Below are 21,423 nucleotides of genomic sequence, written 5' to 3' on the forward strand. Positions count from 1 at the left end.
TAGTTATCCACAGTTTCAACAAGGGTTAATGTGATTATTACTTAAATAGCTTCTAAGTAGATCTATAACCCTTATAAAACTGGTGGTCAAAAACCACTGTATGAATGTGCCAAGATTGAAGACCTACTAGGAGGGGAACCAATTGAAGTTTCAAGTCAATAAAGACGTACTAAATGAGGCCGTGTCATTTGCGGTGAGATTACTTCCTCAAAGAACCACCCTCCCAATCCTTAGTGGAATCCTTATCGAGGCAGATGCTAATAACCTCCGGTTATCGGTCTTTGACTACGACACCTCAGCCCAGGTGGAAATAGTGGCCAAAGTAGAACAGTCCGGAAGGGTTCTGGTCTCTGGCCGTCTTTTAGCTGAGATCGTAAACAAACTCCCAAACTCCGTAGTTGATTTTGCAACCGATGGATCAAAGGTTCAAGTCAATTGTGGCTCGGCTAAATTCTCACTTCTAACAATGCCAATTGATGAGTATCCAACACTTCCAGAAATTCCGGAAACATCAGGTCAAGTTTCTGGTGAAGATTTTGCTTCCGCTATTTCTCAAATTTCTGTTGCCGCTTCCAAGGAAGATGTGACACCAGTTCTCACCACAGTGCTCCTTGAAACCTCAAGTGAAAACATCTCACTTGTAGCAACAGATCGCTACCGTGTAGCGATTCAGGATATTCCCTGGAAGTCAAAAACTTCAGGTGCTAATCAGACAGCCCTAATTCCAGCAAAGACTCTCCAAGAAATAGCCAAGACATTTGCCAACCAAGGTGAAGTTTCAATTTCAATTAACCCATCTGATGAAAAAGATTTGATTGCTTTCAAAGCAAACAATCGCTCCGTTACTTCAAGGCTAATCAAAGGAAACTTTCCTGCGGTTAAAACTTTATTTCCAGAAAAGATTGAAAACTTCGCAATCATCAACACTCAGGACTTACTAGATTCCACTAAGAGAGTCTCTTTGGTTCTAGAACGCGAAAGCCCAATCAAATATATATTCAGCTCAACTTCCTTGAATCTAGAGGCCGCTGGGGGAGAGACCGCCCAAGCTTCTGAAAGCATCGATGTCCAAGTAACTGGTCCTGATGTAACAGTTTCCCTAAAGCCACAATTTTTGATCGATGGTTTGGCTGGTGTAAAAACTGAATTTTTGAAAATTGGTTTTACAAACAGTGACAACCCAAATAGGCCAAGTCCAGTTTTGATTACTAACCACCAGGCAAAAGAAAAATCGGCTAGCGATAGCTACATGTATCTTTTGCAGCCAAATCTTCTTGGCCGCTAAAAAGACAAATAAAGCTCTCTCGAGAAGATGTTTGCAAAGCGAGTTAAACTCACCAACTTTAGAAACTATGAGTCCGCAGACATTGAGTTTACTTCCGGAGTCAATCTGATTTACGGGCCTAACGGCCAAGGAAAAACCAACCTGGTTGAAGCCTTGAATTTCTTTGCGGCTCTAGATTCACATCGAGTTGCTGGGCACACCCCACTAATTAAGCAGGGTAAATCAACCGCGATTATCTCCCTCGAGTTATCTCACGAAGGCCGGGACTTACTTCTCGAGTATGAGATTAACGCAGATTCATCAAACAGGGCGAGGCTGAATAAGTCCGAAGTAGCTAAACCTAAAGACATACTGGGTTACCTAAACTCGGTGATTTTTGCCCCGGAAGATCTAGACATAGTAAAACGTGACCCAAGTAATAGAAGGGCCTTTGTAGACCAACTGATTGTCCAATTCAACCCCCGGATGCACGGTGTTTATGCCGATTATGACCGAGTTCTAAAACAAAGAAACACTCTCTTGAAATCAGCCAGAGCCACTGGCACCAAGGGAGATGCTTTGTCCACCCTGGACGCCTGGAATCAAGCACTTGTAAAAAGCGGAACCGAAATCATCGCTGCGCGGGTTGCCATCGCCGAAAAACTCTCGCCACCGCTCGTGACTAACTATCAAAACATTGCCAAGAGCAATAACGAACCAAGCATGTTCATCCGCTCATCAGTAGTGGAATCAAGCAAGTTAGATCAAGATGATCTTGAGACCCAGGATGCGCTAGATACACCCAACAAAGAAGAGATCTCCAGCTTGTTTCAACAAAAACTTTCTCTCCTCCGCCAAAAGGAGCTTGAGCGCGGCATCACACTTGTCGGCCCACACCGCGATGATCTTCAGCTAAACCTTGGCTCTCTTCCAGCAAAAGGCTATGCAAGCCATGGGGAGAGTTGGTCCTACGCACTTTCTCTCAAGCTCGCATCGCTTGAGATTCTAAAAAGCGAATCCAAGCTAGGCGATCCAATTTTGATTCTTGACGACGTATTTGCTGAGCTCGATAAAGACCGCAGAGAGAAACTTTCCGACCTAGTGCAGCAAAATGAACAGGTACTAATCACAGCTGCGGTAATTGAGGATGTCCCCAACAATTTGCTTGCCAACAAGTTTGAAGTTGAGTCTGGGAAGGTAACGCATGTCTGAAGACAACAACTTTGCAGTCGATTTCTATTACGCCATGAAGGCCGCCGTTACCGGCAGGGTATCCAAGGACCAGAAACGAATCATAGAAAAGAAGAAAATTCGCTCCAAACCCTTTGATTCTGGCCGTGACCCAGTGCCGGCAGGAAACACCATCGACTCCCTGATGCACGATTTTCGCTGGCAATCACAGCTAGAGGAAGCAGAGCTATTTGTTCGCTGGAGCGAAATTGTGGGCGAAATCAACGCAAAGAATTCACAACCTGAAACCTTGAATAATGGCAAATTAACAATTCGTTGCAAATCGACCGCTTGGGCTACCGAACTGCGTTTGATGCAAAATCAGATTTTGGAGAAAATCGAGGCCGCATTTCCAGAGCTAAAAATATCGAATATTTCCTTCATTGGTCCAGACGCACCTAGTTGGAAAAAAGGCTCAAGATCAGTTCCCGGTCGAGGACCAAGAGACACCTACGGATAGATTTCCCCAACCTCGAATATTTGCTCTTTTGACAAGGTAAAATAAAAGAGTTAGCAAACCCGAATTTAAGTCGCATTGCGCTGTTATGTGGAACTAACTCGTTACTAGAGGAGCATTTCGTAAATGGCAGTGAAGAAAGAACCGGCAAAAAAAGCAACAAAGGCCGTGAAAGCACCAGCCAAAGCGGCTCCCAAAACAACACAAAAAGTAGCGACAAAACCAAAATCTGAAAAAGAAACCAAACCCAAATCTTCCTCAAAATCCGGCTATGACGCCGGAAGCATTCAAGTCCTCGAGGGATTGGAAGCTGTTCGCAAAAGACCAGGAATGTATATCGGATCAACTGGTCCACGCGGTCTTCACCACCTTGTTTACGAAATTGTTGACAACTCTGTTGACGAAGCACTCGCCGGTCACTGCGATGAAATCAATGTCTTTATAACCAAAAAAGGTTGGATCAAGGTAGTCGACAATGGTCGAGGTATCCCGGTTGATATGCACCCGGTTGAGAAAAAACCCGCCGTTGAAGTTGTGTTGACTGTCTTACACGCTGGTGGAAAGTTTGGCGGCGGCGGCTACGCTGTCTCCGGTGGATTACACGGTGTAGGTGCATCGGTTGTGAACGCGCTCTCGACCGATCTAAAAGTACAGGTAGCACGAGATGGATTCTTATGGAGCCAGGAATACAAGATTGGTGTTCCTCAAGCATCACTTGTTAAGGGGAAGAAAGCCGACTACACCGGAACAACAATTGAATTCAAACCAGACGGATCAATTTTTGAAACAGTCGAGTTCGAATACGAAACACTAAGAGCAAGATTCCAACAGATGGCGTTTTTGAATAAAGGTCTTGGAATAACTCTTACCGACGAGCGAAGCGATAAAACTGACAGTTACAAATACACTCGCGGTCTTGTTGACTATGTGGAGTTTCTAAACGCATCAAAAAAGATTGAAATCGTTCACGACGAAATCATTTCTTTGGAGGCCGAGACCTCCAAAAAAGACATGTCTATTGAAGTGGCCATGCAGTGGACTAATGCCTATACCGAGTCTGTTCACACCTACGCGAACACAATTAACACCCACGAGGGCGGTACCCACGAAGAGGGCTTCAGGACAGCTATTACTTCGTTACTGAATAAGTACGCCAGATCAAACAACCTTCTAAAAGAGAAAGATGAGAACCTCTCCGGCGACGATGTTCGTGAAGGCCTAACCGCGGTTATTTCAATCAAGCTTTCTGAGCCTCAGTTTGAGGGCCAAACCAAGACCAAACTTGGAAACACAGAAGCTAAGACTTTTACTCAGAAAATCGTGAACGATCAGTTAGGCGACTGGCTAGAGCGTAACCCTCAATCTGCAAAAGAAATCGTTCGCAAGGCAATCCAAGCCGCAGCTGCTCGAATGGCTGCAAGAAAAGCCCGCGAAGCAACCAGAAGAAAAGGTCTTTTGGAATCTGGTGGAATGCCAGGAAAACTTCGAGACTGTTCATCAAGAGACCCAGCGCTTTCAGAAATCTATATTGTTGAGGGTGACTCTGCGGGAGGTTCTGCAGTTAGCGGTAGAGACCCAGAACACCAAGCAATCTTGCCGCTTCGCGGAAAGATTCTGAACGTTGAGAAGGCCAGGCTAGATAGAGCGCTCGCGAACACCGAAGTGCAGGCACTTATTGCTGCCTTTGGTACTGGTATCGGCGAAGAGTTTGATGTTTCGAAGATTAGATACCACAAGTGCATCCTGATGGCCGATGCTGATGTCGACGGCCAGCACATCAGAACCCTGCTACTCACCTTGCTTTTTAGATACATGAGACCACTTATTGAACATGGATACGTGTATCTAGCTCAGCCTCCGCTATACCGAATCAAGTGGACAAACGCTGAGCATGAGTATGTATACACAGACCAGGAGCGCGATCTCAGGCTCAGAGAGGGCGAAAAGGCCGGAAGAAGAATTCCAAAAGAGAACTCAATCCAGCGCTATAAAGGCCTAGGAGAGATGGACTACGACGAACTTTGGGCAACCACCATGGACCCGGCCAGAAGAACCCTGCTCCAAGTAACCCTTGATGACGCAGCCCTGGCAGACGAAGTTTTCTCGACACTGATGGGTGAAGACGTTGAGGCCAGAAGATCATTTATCCAGAAAAACGCGAAAGATGTTCGTTTCCTAGATATCTAGGAAAGAAAGAAAACCATGGCAGATAAGACAGAAGCACCAGAGCCTCGTATGGACCACGTTGAGCAGGTCGACCTGCAAGTTGAAATGCAGCGAAGCTACCTCGACTACGCAATGAGCGTTATTGTCGGACGCGCGTTACCGGATGTTAGAGACGGACTAAAGCCAGTTCACCGTCGTGTTTTGTATGCGATGTATGACGGGGGATACCGACCAGACAAGCAGTTCTCAAAATGTTCGCGTGTTGTTGGTGACGTAATGGGTCAGTACCACCCACACGGTGACACTGCTATTTATGACACCTTGGTAAGACTTGTTCAATCTTGGAACCTTCGCTACCCACTTGTCCTAGGTCAAGGTAACTTTGGTTCTCCTGGAAACGATCCCGCGGCTGCTCCAAGATATACCGAATGCAAGATGGCTCCACTTGCGATGGAGATGGTTAAGGATATCGATGAAGACACAGTTGATTTCCAAGATAACTACGATGGCAGAACTCAAGAGCCGACCATTCTTCCGAGTAGGATTCCAAATCTTCTAATTAATGGCTCTATCGGTATCGCTGTTGGTATGGCTACCAACATTCCGCCTCACAACCTACGCGAGGTTGCCGAAGGCGCAATCTGGTATCTAGAGAACCCAGATGCTTCGGAAGAAGAACTGCTTTCAGCGTTGATGCAACGCATCAAGGGACCAGATTTCCCAACCGGAGCCGAAATTATTGGCCGTCGAGGTATCGAAGACGCTTATCGAACTGGTCGTGGTTCGATCACAATGCGAGCAATCGTAAACGTTGAAGAACTCCAAGGCAGAACATGCCTTGTTGTTACAGAGCTTCCATATCAAGTAAACCCTGACAACCTGGCTCAGAAAATTGCAGAGCTAGTCAAGGAAGGCAAGCTAAGCGGAATCGCGGACATCAGAGACGAAACCTCTGGTCGCACCGGTCAGCGTTTGATTATTGTCTTGAAGCGAGATGCTGTTGCCAGAGTTGTTCTAAACAACTTGTATAAGTACACCCAACTAAGAGATAACTTCAGTGCCAACATGTTGGCACTTGTCGATGGGGTACCCAGGACACTTTCTCTAGACGGCTTTATATCACACTGGGTAAACCACCAGGTTGACGTAATCGTTAGAAGAACCAACTTTAGGCTGAAAAAAGCTGAAGAAAGAGCTCACATTCTTCGTGGCTATCTAAAAGCTCTTGACGCACTCGACGCCGTAATCGCCCTTATTCGAAAGAGTGAGAACGCAGACGTTGCTAAAGAAGGTCTGATGAAGCTTCTCAAGATCGATGAGTTGCAAGCTCGTGCAATCTTGAACATGCAGCTACGTCAGCTTGCTGCCCTTGAGCGCCAAAGAATCATCGATGAAGCGGCTGCCCTGGAACTTGAAATCAAGGATTACAAGGCCATCATCGCAAGCCCGAAGAGACAGCGGGAGATAATCAAGACCGAACTGGTCGAGGTTGTTGAAAAGCACGGCGATGAGCGAAGAACCCAGATTCAATCTGGCGGCGATGACGATGTAACTACCGAAGATCTAATTCCCGTTGAGGAAATGGTTATCACCGTTACTCGCGGTGGATACATCAAGAGAACCAACAGCGCCAACTACCGCAGCCAACACCGGGGCGGTAAGGGAGTAAAGGGAGCATCGCTCAGAGCAGACGATGTGGTACTTCACTTCTTTGTTACCACCACTCACCATTGGCTATTGTTCTTCACCAACAAGGGTCGTGTATACAGAGCGAAGGCTTATGAAGTTCAGGAAGCAGGGCGTGACGCGAAAGGTCAGCACGTAGCTAATTTACTTGCCCTGCAACCAGACGAGCAGATCGCTTCGATCCTGGACATCAGAGATTACAACCAAGCGCCTTACCTTGTTCTCGCAACAAAGTCGGGGCTTGTGAAGAAAACCGAACTTGAGTCTTACGACACCCCAAGATCTGGTGGAATCATCGCCATCAAACTAAAAGGCAACGACGAAGTTATCTCGGCCATGTTGGTTTCAGAATCAGACGACTTGCTGCTGGTCTCCCGTAAGGGCATGTCAATTAGATTCTCCGCATCTGATGAATCACTTCGCCCAATGGGCCGTGACACATCAGGAAACATCGGTATGAACTTCCGCAAGGGCGACGAATTACTGTCCGCAACGGTTATCAACGACATTGCTGATTCTTACGTATTTATAGCCACCGAAGGTGGCTATGCCAAGCGCACAGCGGTGGACCAATATCGCCCACAAAACCGCGGTGGTTTGGGTATCAAGGTCGCCAAACTAGAGGAAAAACGCGGTGATTTAGTGGGTGCAATCATCTGCTCTGAAGCCGACGAGGTGCTAGTTGTGCTGTCTAGCGGTAAAGTTGTCAGGTCCGCTGTTAGCGAGGTACCGGCCAAGGGCCGGGACACCATGGGAGTGGTGTTTGCCAGATTTGACGAGGCGGACTCAGTAATAGGACTAGCAAAGAACTCAGAGCGTAACTTGGAAGGTTCAATAGAGAATGAGTGAAGCCCCACCAAAGAAATCTAGATTGAAATCTCTATCAAGATTGAAGCTGCGCCATACTCCAAGCGCTGATCAAAAAAGAGTACAACTAAGACTTGTCAACATCGAAGTTTGGTCAGCGGCCAAGGCGGGGTTTTTTGTGACCGTTGCTGCGGGAGTTGCAACAATTGTTGGTTTCTTTGCAATGTGGCTTGTTGTTGGCCAGCTCGGTTTGTTCGCATCGTTCAACACCTTGCTGTCTAGCGCCTTTGGCGATGGTGGCGTTGACATTCAACAAGAACTCTCTTTGCCCCGAGTTATGTCCTTTGCTTTTGGCTTCTCAATTTTCAACGTATTCGTAGGAACATCTTTGGCAGCTGTTTACGCCATGATCTTCAATGTAATTGGCAAGATTACTGGCGGTATTGCGGTTAGCTTCACAAACAACTAGATTCACAACTGGTTTGGCTTCAAGCGGTTTGAGCATTGTTTTTGAATGTATTAGACTCAATGAAGCTCTACGGGCCTATAGCTCAGGTGGTTAGAGCGCTTCACTGATAATGAAGAGGTCGGAGGTTCAAGTCCTCCTAGGCCCACCAGGGAGCATCTCTTCATCAGAGGCGATGGTTCCGACCAAGAAATACCAGATCTAACGATCCGGGGACTTAGCTCAGTTGGTAGAGCACCTGCTTTGCAAGCAGGGGGTCAGGGGTTCGACCCCCCTAGTCTCCACGAAGTAGATTTCCCCCTTGTTTTTACAGGGGGGATTTCTATTTCTCCGACACCATAGTCTGATTTATAGTCTGGCTACACCTAACAGCCTTTGCCACCAAGAAAGCAAGGTAGCTGATCTACAAAAAGGGTTGTCCAAGCAAAGACAGCAAAGAATCCCACAAGAACTGAACCCAACCTAACGAACTTGTTTTTTGGCTTACGACCAAGCCCTTGAATTAGGGATGATGCAGCGATAAACGACATAGCCGCTAGAAATACAAAAACGGCCCACGGCACCCCTAGAGGAAAACCACCTGAGAATGCCGACTCAATTACAAACAGCAACCCAGTTGAAACCAGAGATACCCAAATGGCCCTATGTAACGTCCAGGTGTCCATGTGGAAATTCTAACGACCCCAACTTACTGGCAGAAATAGTCTGATTTATAGTCTGAAAATACAAATCGGCCCTCTACAACCCCCGTCATTACTAGGCACGTCAATACCCCTAGTCTCCACAAAGAAGAAAACTCCTCCTAGAGATAGGGGGAGTTTCTTTTTTGACCAGGCTTTAGATTAGTTATATGTGTGGCCGCATCTCGATGGAAGCAATGCTTCAGGATATCGTCAGAGAATTCGGCGTCGACTCTAAGCAATCACGAGAGCTACAAGCCAATTACAACATCAAGCCAACTGAAGACCTTTATGTGATCACAAAAGACCAAATCAGTGTCGCCTCATGGGGAATGATTGCACCGTGGAGCAAGTCAAACTCTGAAGCCCAAAAAAGCCAATCCAAAGCAATTAACGCTAGATCAGAAACCGTGCACGAAAAGCCAACGTTCAAGAAGGCTTTTCGAAGGTCGAGGTGCTTAGTACCAGCCACTGGCTACTACGAATGGGCTACAGAGTTGGGTGACTATAAACCAAGGCAACCGATATACATCTCTCGTGATGACGGAAAAATCATGGCGTTTGCCGGCATTCATGATCGCTGGATATCCCCTGAGGGTGAATCCAGGGACAGCGTTTCAATAATCACAAGAGAGGCAGTTGGTGATCTAGCAAAATTTCACAGCCGCATGCCGATGTTTTTACCCCGAGAGCGATGGGGCAAATGGTTAGATACCGATTTACAAGATGTTGAAACAATTAGGAATCTCTTTGAGGAGTTTCAACCGGATGCCAACCTTCAGTTTTGGCCAGTGGCTGATTTAGTGAATTCAATTCGAAACAATGGCCCAGAGCTCATTACTCCTGTCGCAATTGTTCCTGAGACCCTCTTTTAGTCACAGATCTGAACAGTTACTAGCCGTCGTAAAGAACGAAGGACGCCGGCTACTTACTTAGAGCTAAGGATTTCCAAGCGGCATCAAAATCGGAACTAAAGTACTCCTCAAATCTTGCTCGGGCCGCTTTACGCATCATTTCTCGACTTTGATTATCTAGATCGAAGATAAGACTGGTGCGACGGACCAACCCTTCCATAGATTGATACTTGAAACCATTGATCCCAAATTGAACTATCTCGTCAGGACCACCGTTACCCACCACAACTGGGATGACTCTAGAACCCATTGCCTCAACAAGTGAAATTCCAAAATGCTCGCAACGTTCGGGGTAAAGCGCTGGGTCTACTTCAAAGCCCGCCCCGTGCCAGTAAATCGAAGAACTCTCCATCAGTGTCGAAACCTCATCACGCTCCGCATCAATATGGAAACTAACAGGAAGGTCCTTGGCGAGGTCGCGACACATATCTAAGTACTCACGATGAACAGGCCCAGGTGCAAGACCTCCAGCCAATACCAACGTTGCCTCGGGGTGCTTGATCAACAAATCACGGAATGCGGCTATGAGCATGTGTTGATTTTTACTATGACCATGGACGAAAAACCGTCCAACAGAAAGAATCTGGTTCTGATTCTTCTCTATCTCGCTGACGGGTAAATCCGAAATAGGGGGAGAAATGACGACAACTTTTAGATTATTGAAACCTACGGATTGAGCAGCTTGTAGGTAGTGTCCTTTTGTGTATTCAGAATTAACCACAACATAATCAGTTTTGCTTAGCCGTGAAACTTGCTCGTTTGTCTGAGATTCTGGCGGAAAAGGGAACTGACAATGGTGAATGTTTATCTTTCCAATAGGATCCACAGGAGGATAGACCTCGTTGCCCATCGATATGAATATGTCAACCGGAGAACGCACTTCATCCAGGGTGGAAAGCTCGACTAGGCCAAGGTCAAGTCCAAAATCAAACCCAAGTGCCAAAAGGCGGGCTTTAGAATACCTAGCTCTTGTAGCAAGTATTGTTCGGAAGCCCGAGGTTGAATAAGCGTGAGCGACACTTAGGATGTATTTCTCTCCGCCACCAAAAACCAGATCAAAAGGTGTGTAAATCACAACAGTTGGACCGACTGAAACAATCGCCTTAGGCGGCGTTTGACTGTCGAGAGTTAATCGAGAGGGAATCTTCCCATTACCCCAGCGATTCAGGAATTTGATTCGATTCATTTCAACTACCCCCTCAACAAGCGAGGTGTTTCCAGCAGCAGAGGTTGCTTGAGTTCCTATGTCAATCACTGTTGATTCTGGCTGATAGACAACAGAGAGTCCGGCCGCGCGGAGCGAGAAGCACAAATCGGCGTCCTCGTAATTGCCAGGCTCATAAACAAAGTTAAACCCACCGACTTTTAGAAAATCTTTCTTGCGTACTGCGAAACAGTCTTCCGAAAGATATTGAACCGCGCGTTTTTCACTAAATAGATCGGAACCCGACGCTTGCCCCTTGCCTCTCTGAACGGATCGAGCATTCCTATCTAAGAAAGCCCCAGCCTCCCGAATCGATCCGTCAGGGTAGAGAAATTTAGGACCAACAGCTCCCACATCTGGGTTTGCTTGTAATTCATGAACCAGAGGCTCTAGCCAGTTCTCTGTAACCATGACGTTGTTGTTGAGAAAAGCAAGAATCTCACCAGTAGCCGATTCTGCACCAATGTTGCTTCCCTCACCAAAAGATCTATTAGCACCAACGCACAGAATAGACACTCGGGTATCTCTTAATTTCTCAATTAGGCTTTCCAGAACACCCGACTCGCTGCCATTGTCGACCAGGATAACTTCTACGTCTTTATCAGTGTGCGTCAGAACCGAATCAACAGATTTGGAGGTTAGTTCGAAATTGTTCCTACCAACGACAACAACAGAGACACTTAATTCGCCAGAAAAACTCATTTTCAAGTATTTCTGTTTATCCGAAGATTTTCTTAAATACTTTTAGGGTAAATCTGCCAAATGCAGAACCTCTAAATTGGGACTTGACCCAGTGGCTTACTTTTCGGATCGGATAGCTGTAACGCCAAGTCCTGGATTGGAGAATGTCGTCATACTTTGCCTGAACTTCCTCATACTTCAATACTGCTTCTTCAAGATTCTTTTCGGCGGCAATCTTGGCCGAAACCATGGATTTTTCGAAAGCGTGCAATTCAATTTCTCGCTCCAAGGATTCACTCAGAACGATTTTGTTTTCCATTGGATTTCTTTCTTTCACCGACACATCATTCCTTTTTGCGCGCTGTTCTCAATCGCTTGAGTGCAGTTTTTGACTAAGTAACTGATATTCACCAAGTCCTTCTATTGCTTTTAAAAATTCAGGTTCTCCGGAGAACCAAACCTTTGGGACTAAACAAACCCCTTTTCCAAGCAAAGCTGCGGTCAAACTATACTGGCTATTTGACGTAACCAAAAATTTGGCTTGCTGCATAACTACATGTGCGTCTGTTTCTGAGAAATTAGGTGAGTCCAGAAATGAAACTACCTTAAATTTGCTTTGAGCCGCCTCCCTTACGTCTGAGTGTATGGGCGAATCAGAAATTACTACACACATATCAATAAGCTTTGCTACGGCTTCTATTGCAGCAATAATCGTCTGATCCTTTACAACGTGGCTAGCAACATTAACATAGTCACCGCGTCGTATGTGTACCGCCGCATATCCTATTTGGCCTCCAAATTCCCTAGGCAGGCAACGTTGAATTATGTCTTCAAAGTCACCAGTTCTAAACTTTTCCTTAATGTTTTGTGTTGACAGAGCCTTTAGGGCAAGTTCAAATTTTTGAAAATTGTCCCCAATTGTATAAAATTCAGAATAGTTATATGCTGAACTATCAGATTTAATGAATGACTCTTGAGATATTCCTAAAAAATCTAAATTCCAGGGCCAGTAGGAAAGTCCTCCTACCATCGTTGGTCGAACATCGAAGGGCAACAAACTAAAGTACGTCATGTCAGCTTGAACTTCCTTACCTTGCTGTTCAAGATACCAGTAAGTTGCGGCGCTCATAATCTGCGCCCCAATTCCGCCCCTAAAAACCACTCTGACTTTCTGAATCCCTGATATGTCCTTATAACCACGGCGCAGGAACTGGTTGCTGACAAGAAATCGGACAATTTTCCTAGAGAAGCTAGCTATATTTCGAAACATTAATTCCTTATTTGTCTTTCTGGGAGGAGTAAATCACAGCTCACACAGTAGATTACTCCAGTTTCAAAGACTTTGATCATGTTGGACCATGAGGAGAGACAGCATAGGCTGAGGAAAAATTTGGAAGAACTAAGGAAAAACAGTTTCTCTATTCCTGCCGCGTGAACCGCGTCCATCAAGTTAGTTTCAATCCAAACAGGCAATTGTCACACCCCATTCGGTTTGACTAGACTGAGAAGGTTCCATAATGGATGAACTTCCTAATTAGGGGCACCAGCGTTTGTAGCTCAACGGATAGAGCATCTGACTACGGATCAGAAGGTTGGGGGTTCGAGTCCCTCCAAGCGCACCACAGCTTGAGCTAGGGTATAAATGTGATGTATCTCACTGTCCTGGAACTCTGATTGGAACTATCTAGTGCTATTTATTGTCAAATTCGTAAAGAGAATTTTTGCAACCCTAGGATTTGATATTCGCAGGAAAGGTGGCACGGCACCCGATACAACATCCTTCAGGGAGCAAATTTACGAATCCACTAAAGGGGTTCTCCACATTGGCGGTCATCGCGGTCAAGAAGCAACCACGTATGCAAGAGCAAAAGCCAAAGTAATTTGGTTTGAGGCTTTAGAAGGTCCCTATTTAGACCTGATAAAAAATATCAAGGACTTTCCAAACCAACAGGCTATACACGCACTTCTGGGAGACGAAGAAAAAGTTGTAAACTTTCACGTAGCCAGTAATGACGGGATGTCTTCATCAATCTACCCGTTAGCCGAGAATAATGGTTTTGACTTGTCTATGACGGAATCAGTTCCGCTGAAGATGAAACGGTTAGACAACCTGCTCACTCTAGAACAAGCGGGAAATTACCCGCACTGGGTTATTGATGTGCAAGGTGCAGAGCTATCTGTTCTTCAAGGCGCAGGTCGACTACTTGACTCCTGCCAAACAATTGACGTCGAGATAAGCACCTTCGACGTTTACGACGGGGGGGGTCAATTATGCTGAGCTCGATAAGTTTTTGAGGCGCGAAGGTTTTATTCCACTTTGGCAACCAAGAGGACGTACCCATGAAGACTTGATTTACATTAGGTCTAGACCAAGTTTGGGTAGTCAATCAGAGTTGTCATAGTCGCTGCAATGCAGACTGTCACCCGTTTGACCCAATTGGAATTTGCTAGCGCTCCACCTCATTTAAGGCCTACGGTTTGTAACTCGAAGGTTAGAACTTCTGACTACGGATTAGAGAGTTGGGGTTTGAGTACCTCCAAGCGGGAATATAGATCAACACACCGATACTTTAATCTCCCGTGCTAAAGAGCTCTTCTGCTCTGAATCAATTCACTCAGATAATGACCGAGTTGTAAAACCTTTAGAGGTAGACTAAAAAGTTCGCAGGACAAAAATGCTTAGGATTTCCGGGGTCCAGATGAGTTTCGACGCGGTCGTTATAGGTGGAGGAGGTCACGTCGGACTCCCTCTCGCGATTATGCTCTCAAGCAGAGGCGTAAACACTGCAATATATGACATTTCCAAACCTGCAGTGGAGGGAATCAACGAAGGCAAGATGCCCTTTTGGGAGCCTGGGGCAGAGAAACTTCTCCAAGAGTCCCTGGATGCTAAAAAACTAATTGCCACGACCGATCCTGCAGTAACGGGAGAAACGAATTCCCTGATCGTGGTTATCGGGACGCCAGTTGACGAGCATCTAAACCCAGACCCCCAGGCAATTACTTTGGCTCTTGATAGATGCCGCCCTTACCTAAAAAATGGTCAACTATTAATTCTGAGATCAACTATTTACCCAGGCGTTACAAGACAGGTTGAGAGGGAATTGGAAGCTTGGGGGTTGGATATAGATGTTGCCTTTGCCCCTGAAAGAATTGCCGAGCATAATGCTGTTGAAGAACTTGTAAGCCTTCCCCAGATAGTTTCCTCCAGAACACAAAGAGGTTTTGATAGGGCTTCCGAGCTATTCTCAAGAATCGCACCTGCGATTGTTCGGCTATCACCAGAAGAAGCAGAGCTCGCAAAGTTGTTCACGAATACTTGGCGATATGTGAAGTTTGCAATGGCTAATCAGTTTTACATGATGGCAGAATCCAAAGGCCTTGACTACGAAAATATTAGGTCTGCTATTCGACAGGATTATCCGAGAGCCGCTGATGTTCCGAGCGCTGGTTTCGCAGCTGGACCATGTTTGTTTAAAGACACAATGCAATTGGCCGCGTTCTCAGATAACAACTTTAGTCTTGGCCATTCGGCGATGTTGGTAAACGAGGGCATGCCCCTTTTCATAGTCTCGCAGCTTGAACAAAAATATGATTTGTCAGCCATGACGGTCGGAATTCTTGGGATGGCATTCAAGGCCGGTTCAGACGATATTCGAAGCTCGTTGTCGTACAAACTAAAACGGGTGCTAAAGTTTCGGGCCAAGAATGTTCTCACAACAGACCCAATGGTGCCCACCAGTACTGACAAGGACCTTATCCCACTAGACCAGGTCTTGAAACAGGCAGACATCCTTATCTTGGCAACACCCCATAAAGAATACAAAGACATGGTTACAGACAAGCCTTTGGTGGACATGTGGGGCATCTCTCCAAGGAATTTAACGTGACCACGACGCCCAGCATTTCGGTAATCATTCCTGCGTTTGAAGAGGGGGAGGCAGTCGTTCCTGGGCTTAAAAACTTAAGCCAAGAAATACAACAACCAAACGAGATTCTGGTAGTCGTGGACAATCCAAGCGACTCGACCGTCGCTCCAGTGAAGAAATTGTCTGAAGAATTTCCTTCAATTCGATTAGCAGTAAACACCTACGGTGCGGGTCCAGCAAATGCCATTAGATATGGAATAGATCAAGCAGTCGCCAACGTGGTCGTAGTCACCATGGCAGATGGTTGTGATGACCCGCGTCAAGTTGAGGAGCTGGCACACTTAGTAAAGCGCGGGGTTGTAATCGCCTCTGCTTCTAGATACATGCCCGGGGGCCAGCAGGTTGGTGGACCACGAATCAAGCGCTGGTTGTCTAGGGTTGCCGGGAAAAGCTTCGCTTTCATAACTGGAGTTGGCACACGGGACGCCACTAATTCATTTAAGGCGTACGACAAGGATTTTGTCAACCAAGTGGGAATTCATAGCAGACATGGTTTTGAAATTGGACTCGAGTTGACAGCCAAAGCCAGGCGACTCGGATTATCTGTTGCAGAAATTCCAACTACTTGGATCGACAGGACTTATGGGAAGTCAAATTTCAGATTAGCAAAATGGCTTCCAAGGTACCTCGGTTGGTATCTGTTTGGATTGGGATTTGCGCACCCGGACTCAACGATTAGGGTGCTGATTAAGAGTAGGGAGACAAAAAATTAAAGTACTGGTCACAGGATCTAACGGATTTATCGGTGGGTACATAGTCGAGGAGTTATTGAATAAAGGCTTTGAGGTAGCAGGCGTAGACAACTTTTCAAAGTATGGCAGGGTAGCAAAGAGCTACGACACGCACCCGAACTACAAACTCCGCGAGGGAGATGCCTCAGATGTGGACTTCATGAAGTCTGTGATTTTCGATTGTGACCACTTCATCGCCGGAGCTGCCCTTATCGGGGGTATCTCGTACTTCCATACATATGCATACGATTTGCTAGCCAAGAACGAGAGAATGACCGCATCTGCCTGTGATGCCGCCATTTGGGCTCGTGAGCATGGAAAGCTGAAGAAGCTCACCTACATGAGCTCTTCCATGGTTTTTGAATCCACAGATCGTTGGCCAAGTCAAGAGGGAGACCAGCTTGTCGTCCCACCGCCACTTTCATCGTATGGATTCCAAAAATTAGCTGTGGAGTATTTTGCCCGAGCGGCATGGGATCAGTACAAACTCCCATACACAATTATCAGACCTTTCAACTGTGTTGGCATTGGCGAATCTAGGGCCCTTGGCGAAGTAGAAATTAAGTCGGGGAACGTGAACCTAGCCATGAGTCACGTTGTACCTGACCTAATCCGGAAAATTCTTGCGGGTCAGGATCCTGTTCATATTCTTGGAACTGGCGATCAGGTGCGCCATTACACATACGGGGGAGACTTGGCCAGAGGCATCGTTATGAGCCTTGAGCATCCAGAGGCGACCAATAATGATTTCAACATGTCTACTGCAGTCGGACACACAGTCATTGAATTAGCAGAGGCGATCTGGAAAAAGATTCACGGAGACTCAAAGCCATTCAACTTTGTTCTAGAATCCGGATTTGAGTTCGATGTTCAAAAGCGCGTTCCAGCAACCGATAAAGCAAAGAATATCCTAGGTTTTACTGCCGATACCGAATTGAGCACAATGCTTGACGAAGTTATTCCCTGGATAAAGTCCGCCTCTAAAGCGGGCTTAGTCTAAGCGGGAACAACTTAGGACTATTTCAGCTTACGCAAGAAGAGGCATTTCATAGTGAAAAACATTATTGGGTGGTTTCGCAAAACCCCACTAGAAGTCACGCTTCTTCTCCCTTCGCTGGTGATTGCTGTAGTTTTGCAGGTCATTTTCGCTACTGGTTATCCTATAAATGCTGGTCGAGCCGACAATCTGACTTACTTGCAGATGATTCTAAGTGGGTCGTCGAATCTGATTTTGGCCCCAGGTTACGGCTTTGTTTTGAACAGGATTGTCATGCGAATAGCAGGAGTACCAATACCTGAGTTATTCAGTGACCTTGGATTCCTACAAAGCGTCCAATTAGCACAAAACATCCTTCACTTGTTTCTTTTCCTTACCGCCGTGTTCCTGTTGTGGCGCCTCACAAATGCAACCGTCGCTTCGCTTTTCGTCCTTGGAAATTCCCTTTACGTAGGTTTCTGGGGCGGCCTAAATTCCGCATCTCCAGAATGGCTGCAGGGTGATCTTTTAATCCTCGCGTTGCTGCTAGCAGCCACCGCGGCCCGACAGAAAACTTTGCCTAGGGTGATTGTCTTATCGTCGATCACGGGATTGGTATTTGCTCTGGCGTATTTGGTCAAATTTAATTCACTAGTTCTAATCTTTGGCTTGATTGCAATATTTGTGTTTAGTGGTATCAGTTTCAAAAAAATTGCTCTGGGCGTATCTGCGGCCACTATTAGCGCCTTTGCCTTTGTTTCTTTTTTTAGTATTTCGTATCACGAGCCAAGGACAGGCACCACAACCTTGAATTACGACACCGCATGGATTCTCACTTCCTCGATGGATCCTGGATATCTGGAAGGAGATAACGAAAATCTGGGTATAGAGGCTCTGCGTTGGAAGGCGCTCATTCAACAATTGCCTACCGGTGATGCGTTTGCGTATCCAAGAATTGACGTCGGTGCTTATCCCGAAGTCAAAGAGCAAGGTCTTGCGTTATGGAATGAAATAATGTCCATGAATCGAGATCAACTTATTGAACTTACAAACGCTGGACAGTTTAAGCAGGAGTACAGTCACTTCAGTCAGCCAACTCCAATCTATTGGAACGTTGGACTTGCCGAAGCTGAGAGGCAAGGTCGAGCTGTATTCTTTGAATATCTCCGCGGCAATCCTAGCCATATCTTCAACAAGATTAGTTCCGGGCTATTAGGCGATTGGGGTGTTTACCAGGATGGCTTCCTGCCGGTTGTGCAAGACCCTAAAACTCTCGTAATGCACGGTAAGAGCCTGAACGCTAGCAACAATTTGAGTTACAGCTTTGCTGTGGTTTCGGGACCACCACAATTTCAACCTTATTGGAACCCTTCGATGTCTATAGACAGGTTTGCTTTTGATGTAGCCTCGAGCCTCGACAAAATCCGTGTTCCCGTCTGGATTGAATACCTACTCATGTTATTGGTTGTCCCCGCTTGGTTTGTATTGAGACGATCCGGGCTGTCGCTTCTTCTAGTTTCTGCAGTACTTAGCCAAGCTGCATTTATGGGCGCCTCGTGGATGCTTGTTGGAATGAGGCACAAGGAAGAAGTCTCGATTCTTCCGATAGCTGCGCTCGTTTACTCTTTAGTCATTTTTGCTCTGGTAAAGTACCTTATGGTATCAATCATGAAAAAAAGTAAAAAGTCAACAGATTTCCAAGGTGTACACCCTCCGAGATGAGACTTCTAACACCGAATAGCAGTTACTAATTTCGATATTTTTGCGGTCTTCGGGGGTCTAGAGAGGTTTGAAAGTGGGTCACAGGAAAAAACTCCTTCTTCTCGGCTCTCGAGGTCGGCTAGGCCGAGAATTCATAAATCGACACTCAAAAAGTTTTGACATAATAGAGGTGGGTTCAAGAGTGAGACCCTCTCAAGGAGGACGGGATTATTTCTCTGAAATTTCAAATCTCGGCGAAGTTTTTCTTGGATGGCGTCCTGAATTAATCCTTAATTGTGCAGCTGTATGGGGGCCGAGGTATTCAGATAATGAAATCTGGGAAGCGTGCTACGAGTTCCCCAAGCGAGTACTCGCGTTGTTAGAGGGGCAGACTCACACCATTCAGTGGATTCAAGTGGACTCGTACTACAACCTATATTTTGATATACACGGGGTGGATAAAGACCACTATTCAAGAAGTAAGAGAATATTTTTTGAGTCTTTAGAGCAAAACAAGGATCGAGTAATACCTACTCAAGTAATTGCTCCTCACCTGGTCGGACCCTCTGAGCCAGAGTCCAGATTTTTCAGGGTTCTATCCGAAGGGATATTGGCGCAAAAACCATATTCTTTGGGTTCCCCCGACAAGTACCTTCCGTACCTTCACTTCACAGACGCAGCCGATCAACTTTCTGTCATTAGTCAAGCACCGGCCCCGAAAGGCCCAAACAGGCTCAAACTGAAAGCATCTGGGCAGGACAAACTAAGCCTCATTGTGTCCCAGGCCCATCGGCAGTTTGGTGTACGAAACAACATTGCCCAGTTTCGTACATTCCCGGAGGTCGAAAAGGAGTTTTATGCTCCTTTGCGTTTTGACAAAAACGAGTGGCTTCCAGAGCCAATCCAGGAACTCAAATCGATTCTAAACGAGCAATTAAAGGAGCGAATTGCTGAGCAAGAGGGAGGAGCCGTCAATCGTTCCACCGACACTCAATGAACTCGATTCTTTAGAAACCATGAAGTTTCAATTAGAGGAACTGTGTCCGAGTCTAGAATCAATTGGCGTCGACCATGAAAAAATCCTGAAGGAAAGCCGTCTCATGTGACGCGTCTCTAACCTGAGTATTCAATGGGAGTAGCTGAACAAGACGGGCTGAGGAGATTTTTTCAACTGAAGTTTTCCAAGACTACTCCCGGAATCCTTCAAACAGCTGCAAGTAATCCTAACGATTCAAAATTAAGTGTAAGGTCCAAGAATATTGACTATTTAAGAATCAAAAATTTATAGCCTAAAAAAATCTAAATTAAAAATCAAAAACCCTCATTCATAAGCTTCTTTTTGCGGCCCAAAGGAGGGTATAAATTGGAAAACAAGCTAAGAATTACTAAATAAGGGATCTGTATGACGGTGCGCCAATTCTGTCGATCAAATTTTAGGCCTTCGGAATTAGTTTTCTTGAACATTAAAAATCGAGCTATATTTCTCCAAAGAGTGATTTTTACTGATCTCGTAACTTTTGCTTTACCTTGGTAGAAAGAGATTAATTGATTTACGCTTAAGTCCAAAACGTCAATTTTTTTTAAATCCTCTGTTACCTTATCGAAACTAGGATTTTGAATTTCTAATTGCTCCCATAACACCCTTATGTCATGCAAGAGATGCGCCCCAACATACCACGGAAAATTAAAGTGTTCGCGATAGTCGGCGTCAGGTCCCGCTAAAAAAAATTTTGACTTTAACAGTCCGTTAGATTTCAAAAAACAGAACAACACCAGCGACACATGTGGATAGTATTTTGAGTTTTTTACTAGCGGGTGAAATTCATCTGAGTGTAGTTCCAGAACTTTAGTATTCACGACGATTCCAGTGAGCTTAGGCCAAATTAACAATGAGCTCAGGATTTTGAAATCAATTGAGTCAGAAGTGTACTCTTGAATTTTATGCAAAGGATTATTTGTGCTGTATGGCTCTTGATTGAAATTATAAATTGCGACACTAGGCTGGAATTCCAGAATATCTGAAAGCACCTTTGTCAATGCGCCTTCATACAATTCATCATCATCAGATAGGAGTAGAACATATCCACCGTTGATCCTATCTAACCCTGCGACAATATTTCCGCCCATCCCTAAGTTACGTGAATTCCTAAAGTATTGGTACATTAATTTTTTCTCTTTAGCAAAGGCGTCGAATTGATAGCAGACTTGAAATGTATTATCAGTCGAACTGTTATCTCCGACAAGGAGAGAAACACTTTCTTCGTGACCGGATTTTAAAATTTCACCGAGTACTTTTTCAATGTTCTTAGCTAGTCGCGCGCTTCGATTAAATGTTGGAATAAACACAGTTAACTGATGCTTTGGGCTAATTAGGGAAGTATGTTCCTCGTGTTTCGCTTCAATGCCCATAAAAAAATCATAGCAACTCATCTTGTTTACATGATATCTACATGAATCAACTCGAGGGAGGCCCTCGGCTTCAAAGCTTGAGGAATGCAAACAATTCTTGAATGAGCTGAATGAGAATTCCT

The 21,423-nt window shown here is 45.6% G+C and carries 18 protein-coding genes and 3 tRNA genes; 16 read left to right on the forward strand and 5 right to left on the reverse strand.

The genetic code is table 11. From position 1 onward, the window contains the following. Positions 1-142: 142 nt before the first annotated feature. The 8 genes from dnaN to AC9UCN_RS00805 all read left to right on the forward strand — a co-directional run bounded on the left by dnaN (position 143) and on the right by AC9UCN_RS00805 (position 8,360). Entirely contained in the window at positions 143-1,285 is a 1,143-nt protein-coding gene (dnaN, locus tag AC9UCN_RS00770; RefSeq protein ID WP_509522885.1) for a DNA polymerase III subunit beta, read from the forward strand. A 27-nt stretch (positions 1,286-1,312) separates the two neighbouring features. Continuing rightward, entirely contained in the window at positions 1,313-2,476 is a 1,164-nt protein-coding gene (recF, locus tag AC9UCN_RS00775; RefSeq protein ID WP_509522886.1) for a DNA replication/repair protein RecF, read from the forward strand. After that, positions 2,469-2,954: a DciA family protein gene (locus AC9UCN_RS00780; RefSeq protein ID WP_509522887.1), complete on the forward strand. Its 486-nt coding sequence runs from the start codon at positions 2,469-2,471 to the stop codon at positions 2,952-2,954. The genes recF and AC9UCN_RS00780 overlap by 8 nt, the downstream gene beginning before the upstream one ends. A gap of 123 nt (positions 2,955-3,077) precedes the next feature. Beyond that, positions 3,078-5,138, forward strand: a complete 2,061-nt coding sequence (gene gyrB, locus AC9UCN_RS00785) for a DNA topoisomerase (ATP-hydrolyzing) subunit B (protein ID WP_509522888.1) — start codon at positions 3,078-3,080, stop codon at positions 5,136-5,138. Between the two features lie 15 nt (positions 5,139-5,153). Continuing rightward, complete coding sequence (gene gyrA, locus AC9UCN_RS00790; protein WP_509522889.1) at positions 5,154-7,652, forward strand: DNA gyrase subunit A; 2,499 nt, start codon at positions 5,154-5,156, stop codon at positions 7,650-7,652. Then, the gene (locus AC9UCN_RS00795) at positions 7,645-8,079 is read left to right on the forward strand and encodes a DUF3566 domain-containing protein (RefSeq protein ID WP_509522890.1); all 435 of its coding nucleotides are present in this window, start codon (positions 7,645-7,647) and stop codon (positions 8,077-8,079) included. The genes gyrA and AC9UCN_RS00795 overlap by 8 nt, the downstream gene beginning before the upstream one ends. A gap of 71 nt (positions 8,080-8,150) precedes the next feature. Continuing rightward, positions 8,151-8,227 (forward strand) — tRNA-Ile (locus AC9UCN_RS00800). A gap of 60 nt (positions 8,228-8,287) precedes the next feature. Continuing rightward, positions 8,288-8,360, forward strand: a tRNA-Ala gene (locus AC9UCN_RS00805). A gap of 81 nt (positions 8,361-8,441) precedes the next feature. Here the strand turns inward: AC9UCN_RS00805 and AC9UCN_RS00810 are convergent. Further along, positions 8,442-8,741, reverse strand: coding sequence for a hypothetical protein (locus tag AC9UCN_RS00810; protein WP_509522891.1), 300 nt, complete (start codon positions 8,739-8,741; stop codon positions 8,442-8,444). 185 nt (positions 8,742-8,926) lie between these two features. Here AC9UCN_RS00810 and AC9UCN_RS00815 point away from each other — a divergent pair, with 185 nt between their 5' ends. After that, positions 8,927-9,631: an SOS response-associated peptidase gene (locus AC9UCN_RS00815; RefSeq protein WP_509522892.1), complete on the forward strand. Its 705-nt coding sequence runs from the start codon at positions 8,927-8,929 to the stop codon at positions 9,629-9,631. Positions 9,632-9,680: 49 nt separating this feature from the next. Here AC9UCN_RS00815 and AC9UCN_RS00820 read toward each other — a convergent pair whose 3' ends face one another. From AC9UCN_RS00820 to AC9UCN_RS00830, 3 genes are read right to left on the reverse strand one after another with little or no spacing between them, the layout of a single operon-like run. Further along, complete coding sequence (locus tag AC9UCN_RS00820; RefSeq protein ID WP_509522893.1) at positions 9,681-11,576, reverse strand: glycosyltransferase; 1,896 nt, start codon at positions 11,574-11,576, stop codon at positions 9,681-9,683. A 16-nt stretch (positions 11,577-11,592) separates the two neighbouring features. Beyond that, on the reverse strand, positions 11,593-11,874 hold the full coding sequence (locus AC9UCN_RS00825; RefSeq protein ID WP_509522894.1) for a hypothetical protein: 282 nt from the start codon (positions 11,872-11,874) through the stop codon (positions 11,593-11,595). A gap of 48 nt (positions 11,875-11,922) precedes the next feature. Continuing rightward, positions 11,923-12,684, reverse strand: a complete 762-nt coding sequence (locus AC9UCN_RS00830) for an alpha-1,2-fucosyltransferase (RefSeq protein ID WP_509522895.1) — start codon at positions 12,682-12,684, stop codon at positions 11,923-11,925. 417 nt (positions 12,685-13,101) lie between these two features. Here AC9UCN_RS00830 and AC9UCN_RS00835 point away from each other — a divergent pair. The 7 genes from AC9UCN_RS00835 (at position 13,102) to AC9UCN_RS00865 (ending at position 19,889) form a co-directional block, all read left to right on the forward strand. After that, a tRNA-Arg gene (locus AC9UCN_RS00835) sits at positions 13,102-13,177 on the forward strand. A 65-nt stretch (positions 13,178-13,242) separates the two neighbouring features. Then, the gene (locus tag AC9UCN_RS00840; protein WP_509522896.1) at positions 13,243-13,833 is read left to right on the forward strand and encodes an FkbM family methyltransferase; all 591 of its coding nucleotides are present in this window, start codon (positions 13,243-13,245) and stop codon (positions 13,831-13,833) included. Positions 13,834-14,254: 421 nt separating this feature from the next. Continuing rightward, entirely contained in the window at positions 14,255-15,445 is a 1,191-nt protein-coding gene (locus tag AC9UCN_RS00845) for a nucleotide sugar dehydrogenase (protein ID WP_509522897.1), read from the forward strand. Next, positions 15,442-16,197 carry a glycosyltransferase gene (locus tag AC9UCN_RS00850; RefSeq protein ID WP_509522898.1) on the forward strand — a complete coding sequence of 252 codons (756 nt, stop codon included), beginning with the start codon at positions 15,442-15,444 and terminating at the stop codon, positions 16,195-16,197. The genes AC9UCN_RS00845 and AC9UCN_RS00850 overlap by 4 nt, the downstream gene beginning before the upstream one ends. A 4-nt stretch (positions 16,198-16,201) precedes the next feature. Then, positions 16,202-17,215, forward strand: coding sequence for an NAD-dependent epimerase/dehydratase family protein (locus tag AC9UCN_RS00855; protein WP_509523643.1), 1,014 nt, complete (start codon positions 16,202-16,204; stop codon positions 17,213-17,215). 51 nt (positions 17,216-17,266) lie between these two features. After that, positions 17,267-18,913 (forward strand): hypothetical protein, encoded by a 1,647-nt coding sequence (locus AC9UCN_RS00860; protein ID WP_509522899.1) that lies wholly within the window; start codon positions 17,267-17,269, stop codon positions 18,911-18,913. A gap of 73 nt (positions 18,914-18,986) precedes the next feature. Further along, entirely contained in the window at positions 18,987-19,889 is a 903-nt protein-coding gene (locus AC9UCN_RS00865) for a hypothetical protein (RefSeq protein ID WP_509522900.1), read from the forward strand. Between the two features lie 314 nt (positions 19,890-20,203). Here the strand turns inward: AC9UCN_RS00865 and AC9UCN_RS00870 are convergent, their stop codons facing one another. Further along, positions 20,204-21,301: a glycosyltransferase family 2 protein gene (locus AC9UCN_RS00870; protein ID WP_509522902.1), complete on the reverse strand. Its 1,098-nt coding sequence runs from the start codon at positions 21,299-21,301 to the stop codon at positions 20,204-20,206. Between the last annotated feature and the right edge of the window lie 122 nt (positions 21,302-21,423).

Origin of the sequence: Rhodoluna sp. (genome assembly GCF_036721215.1) — a bacterium.
In the GTDB taxonomy this organism is placed as follows: Bacteria; Actinomycetota; Actinomycetes; order Actinomycetales; family Microbacteriaceae; genus Rhodoluna.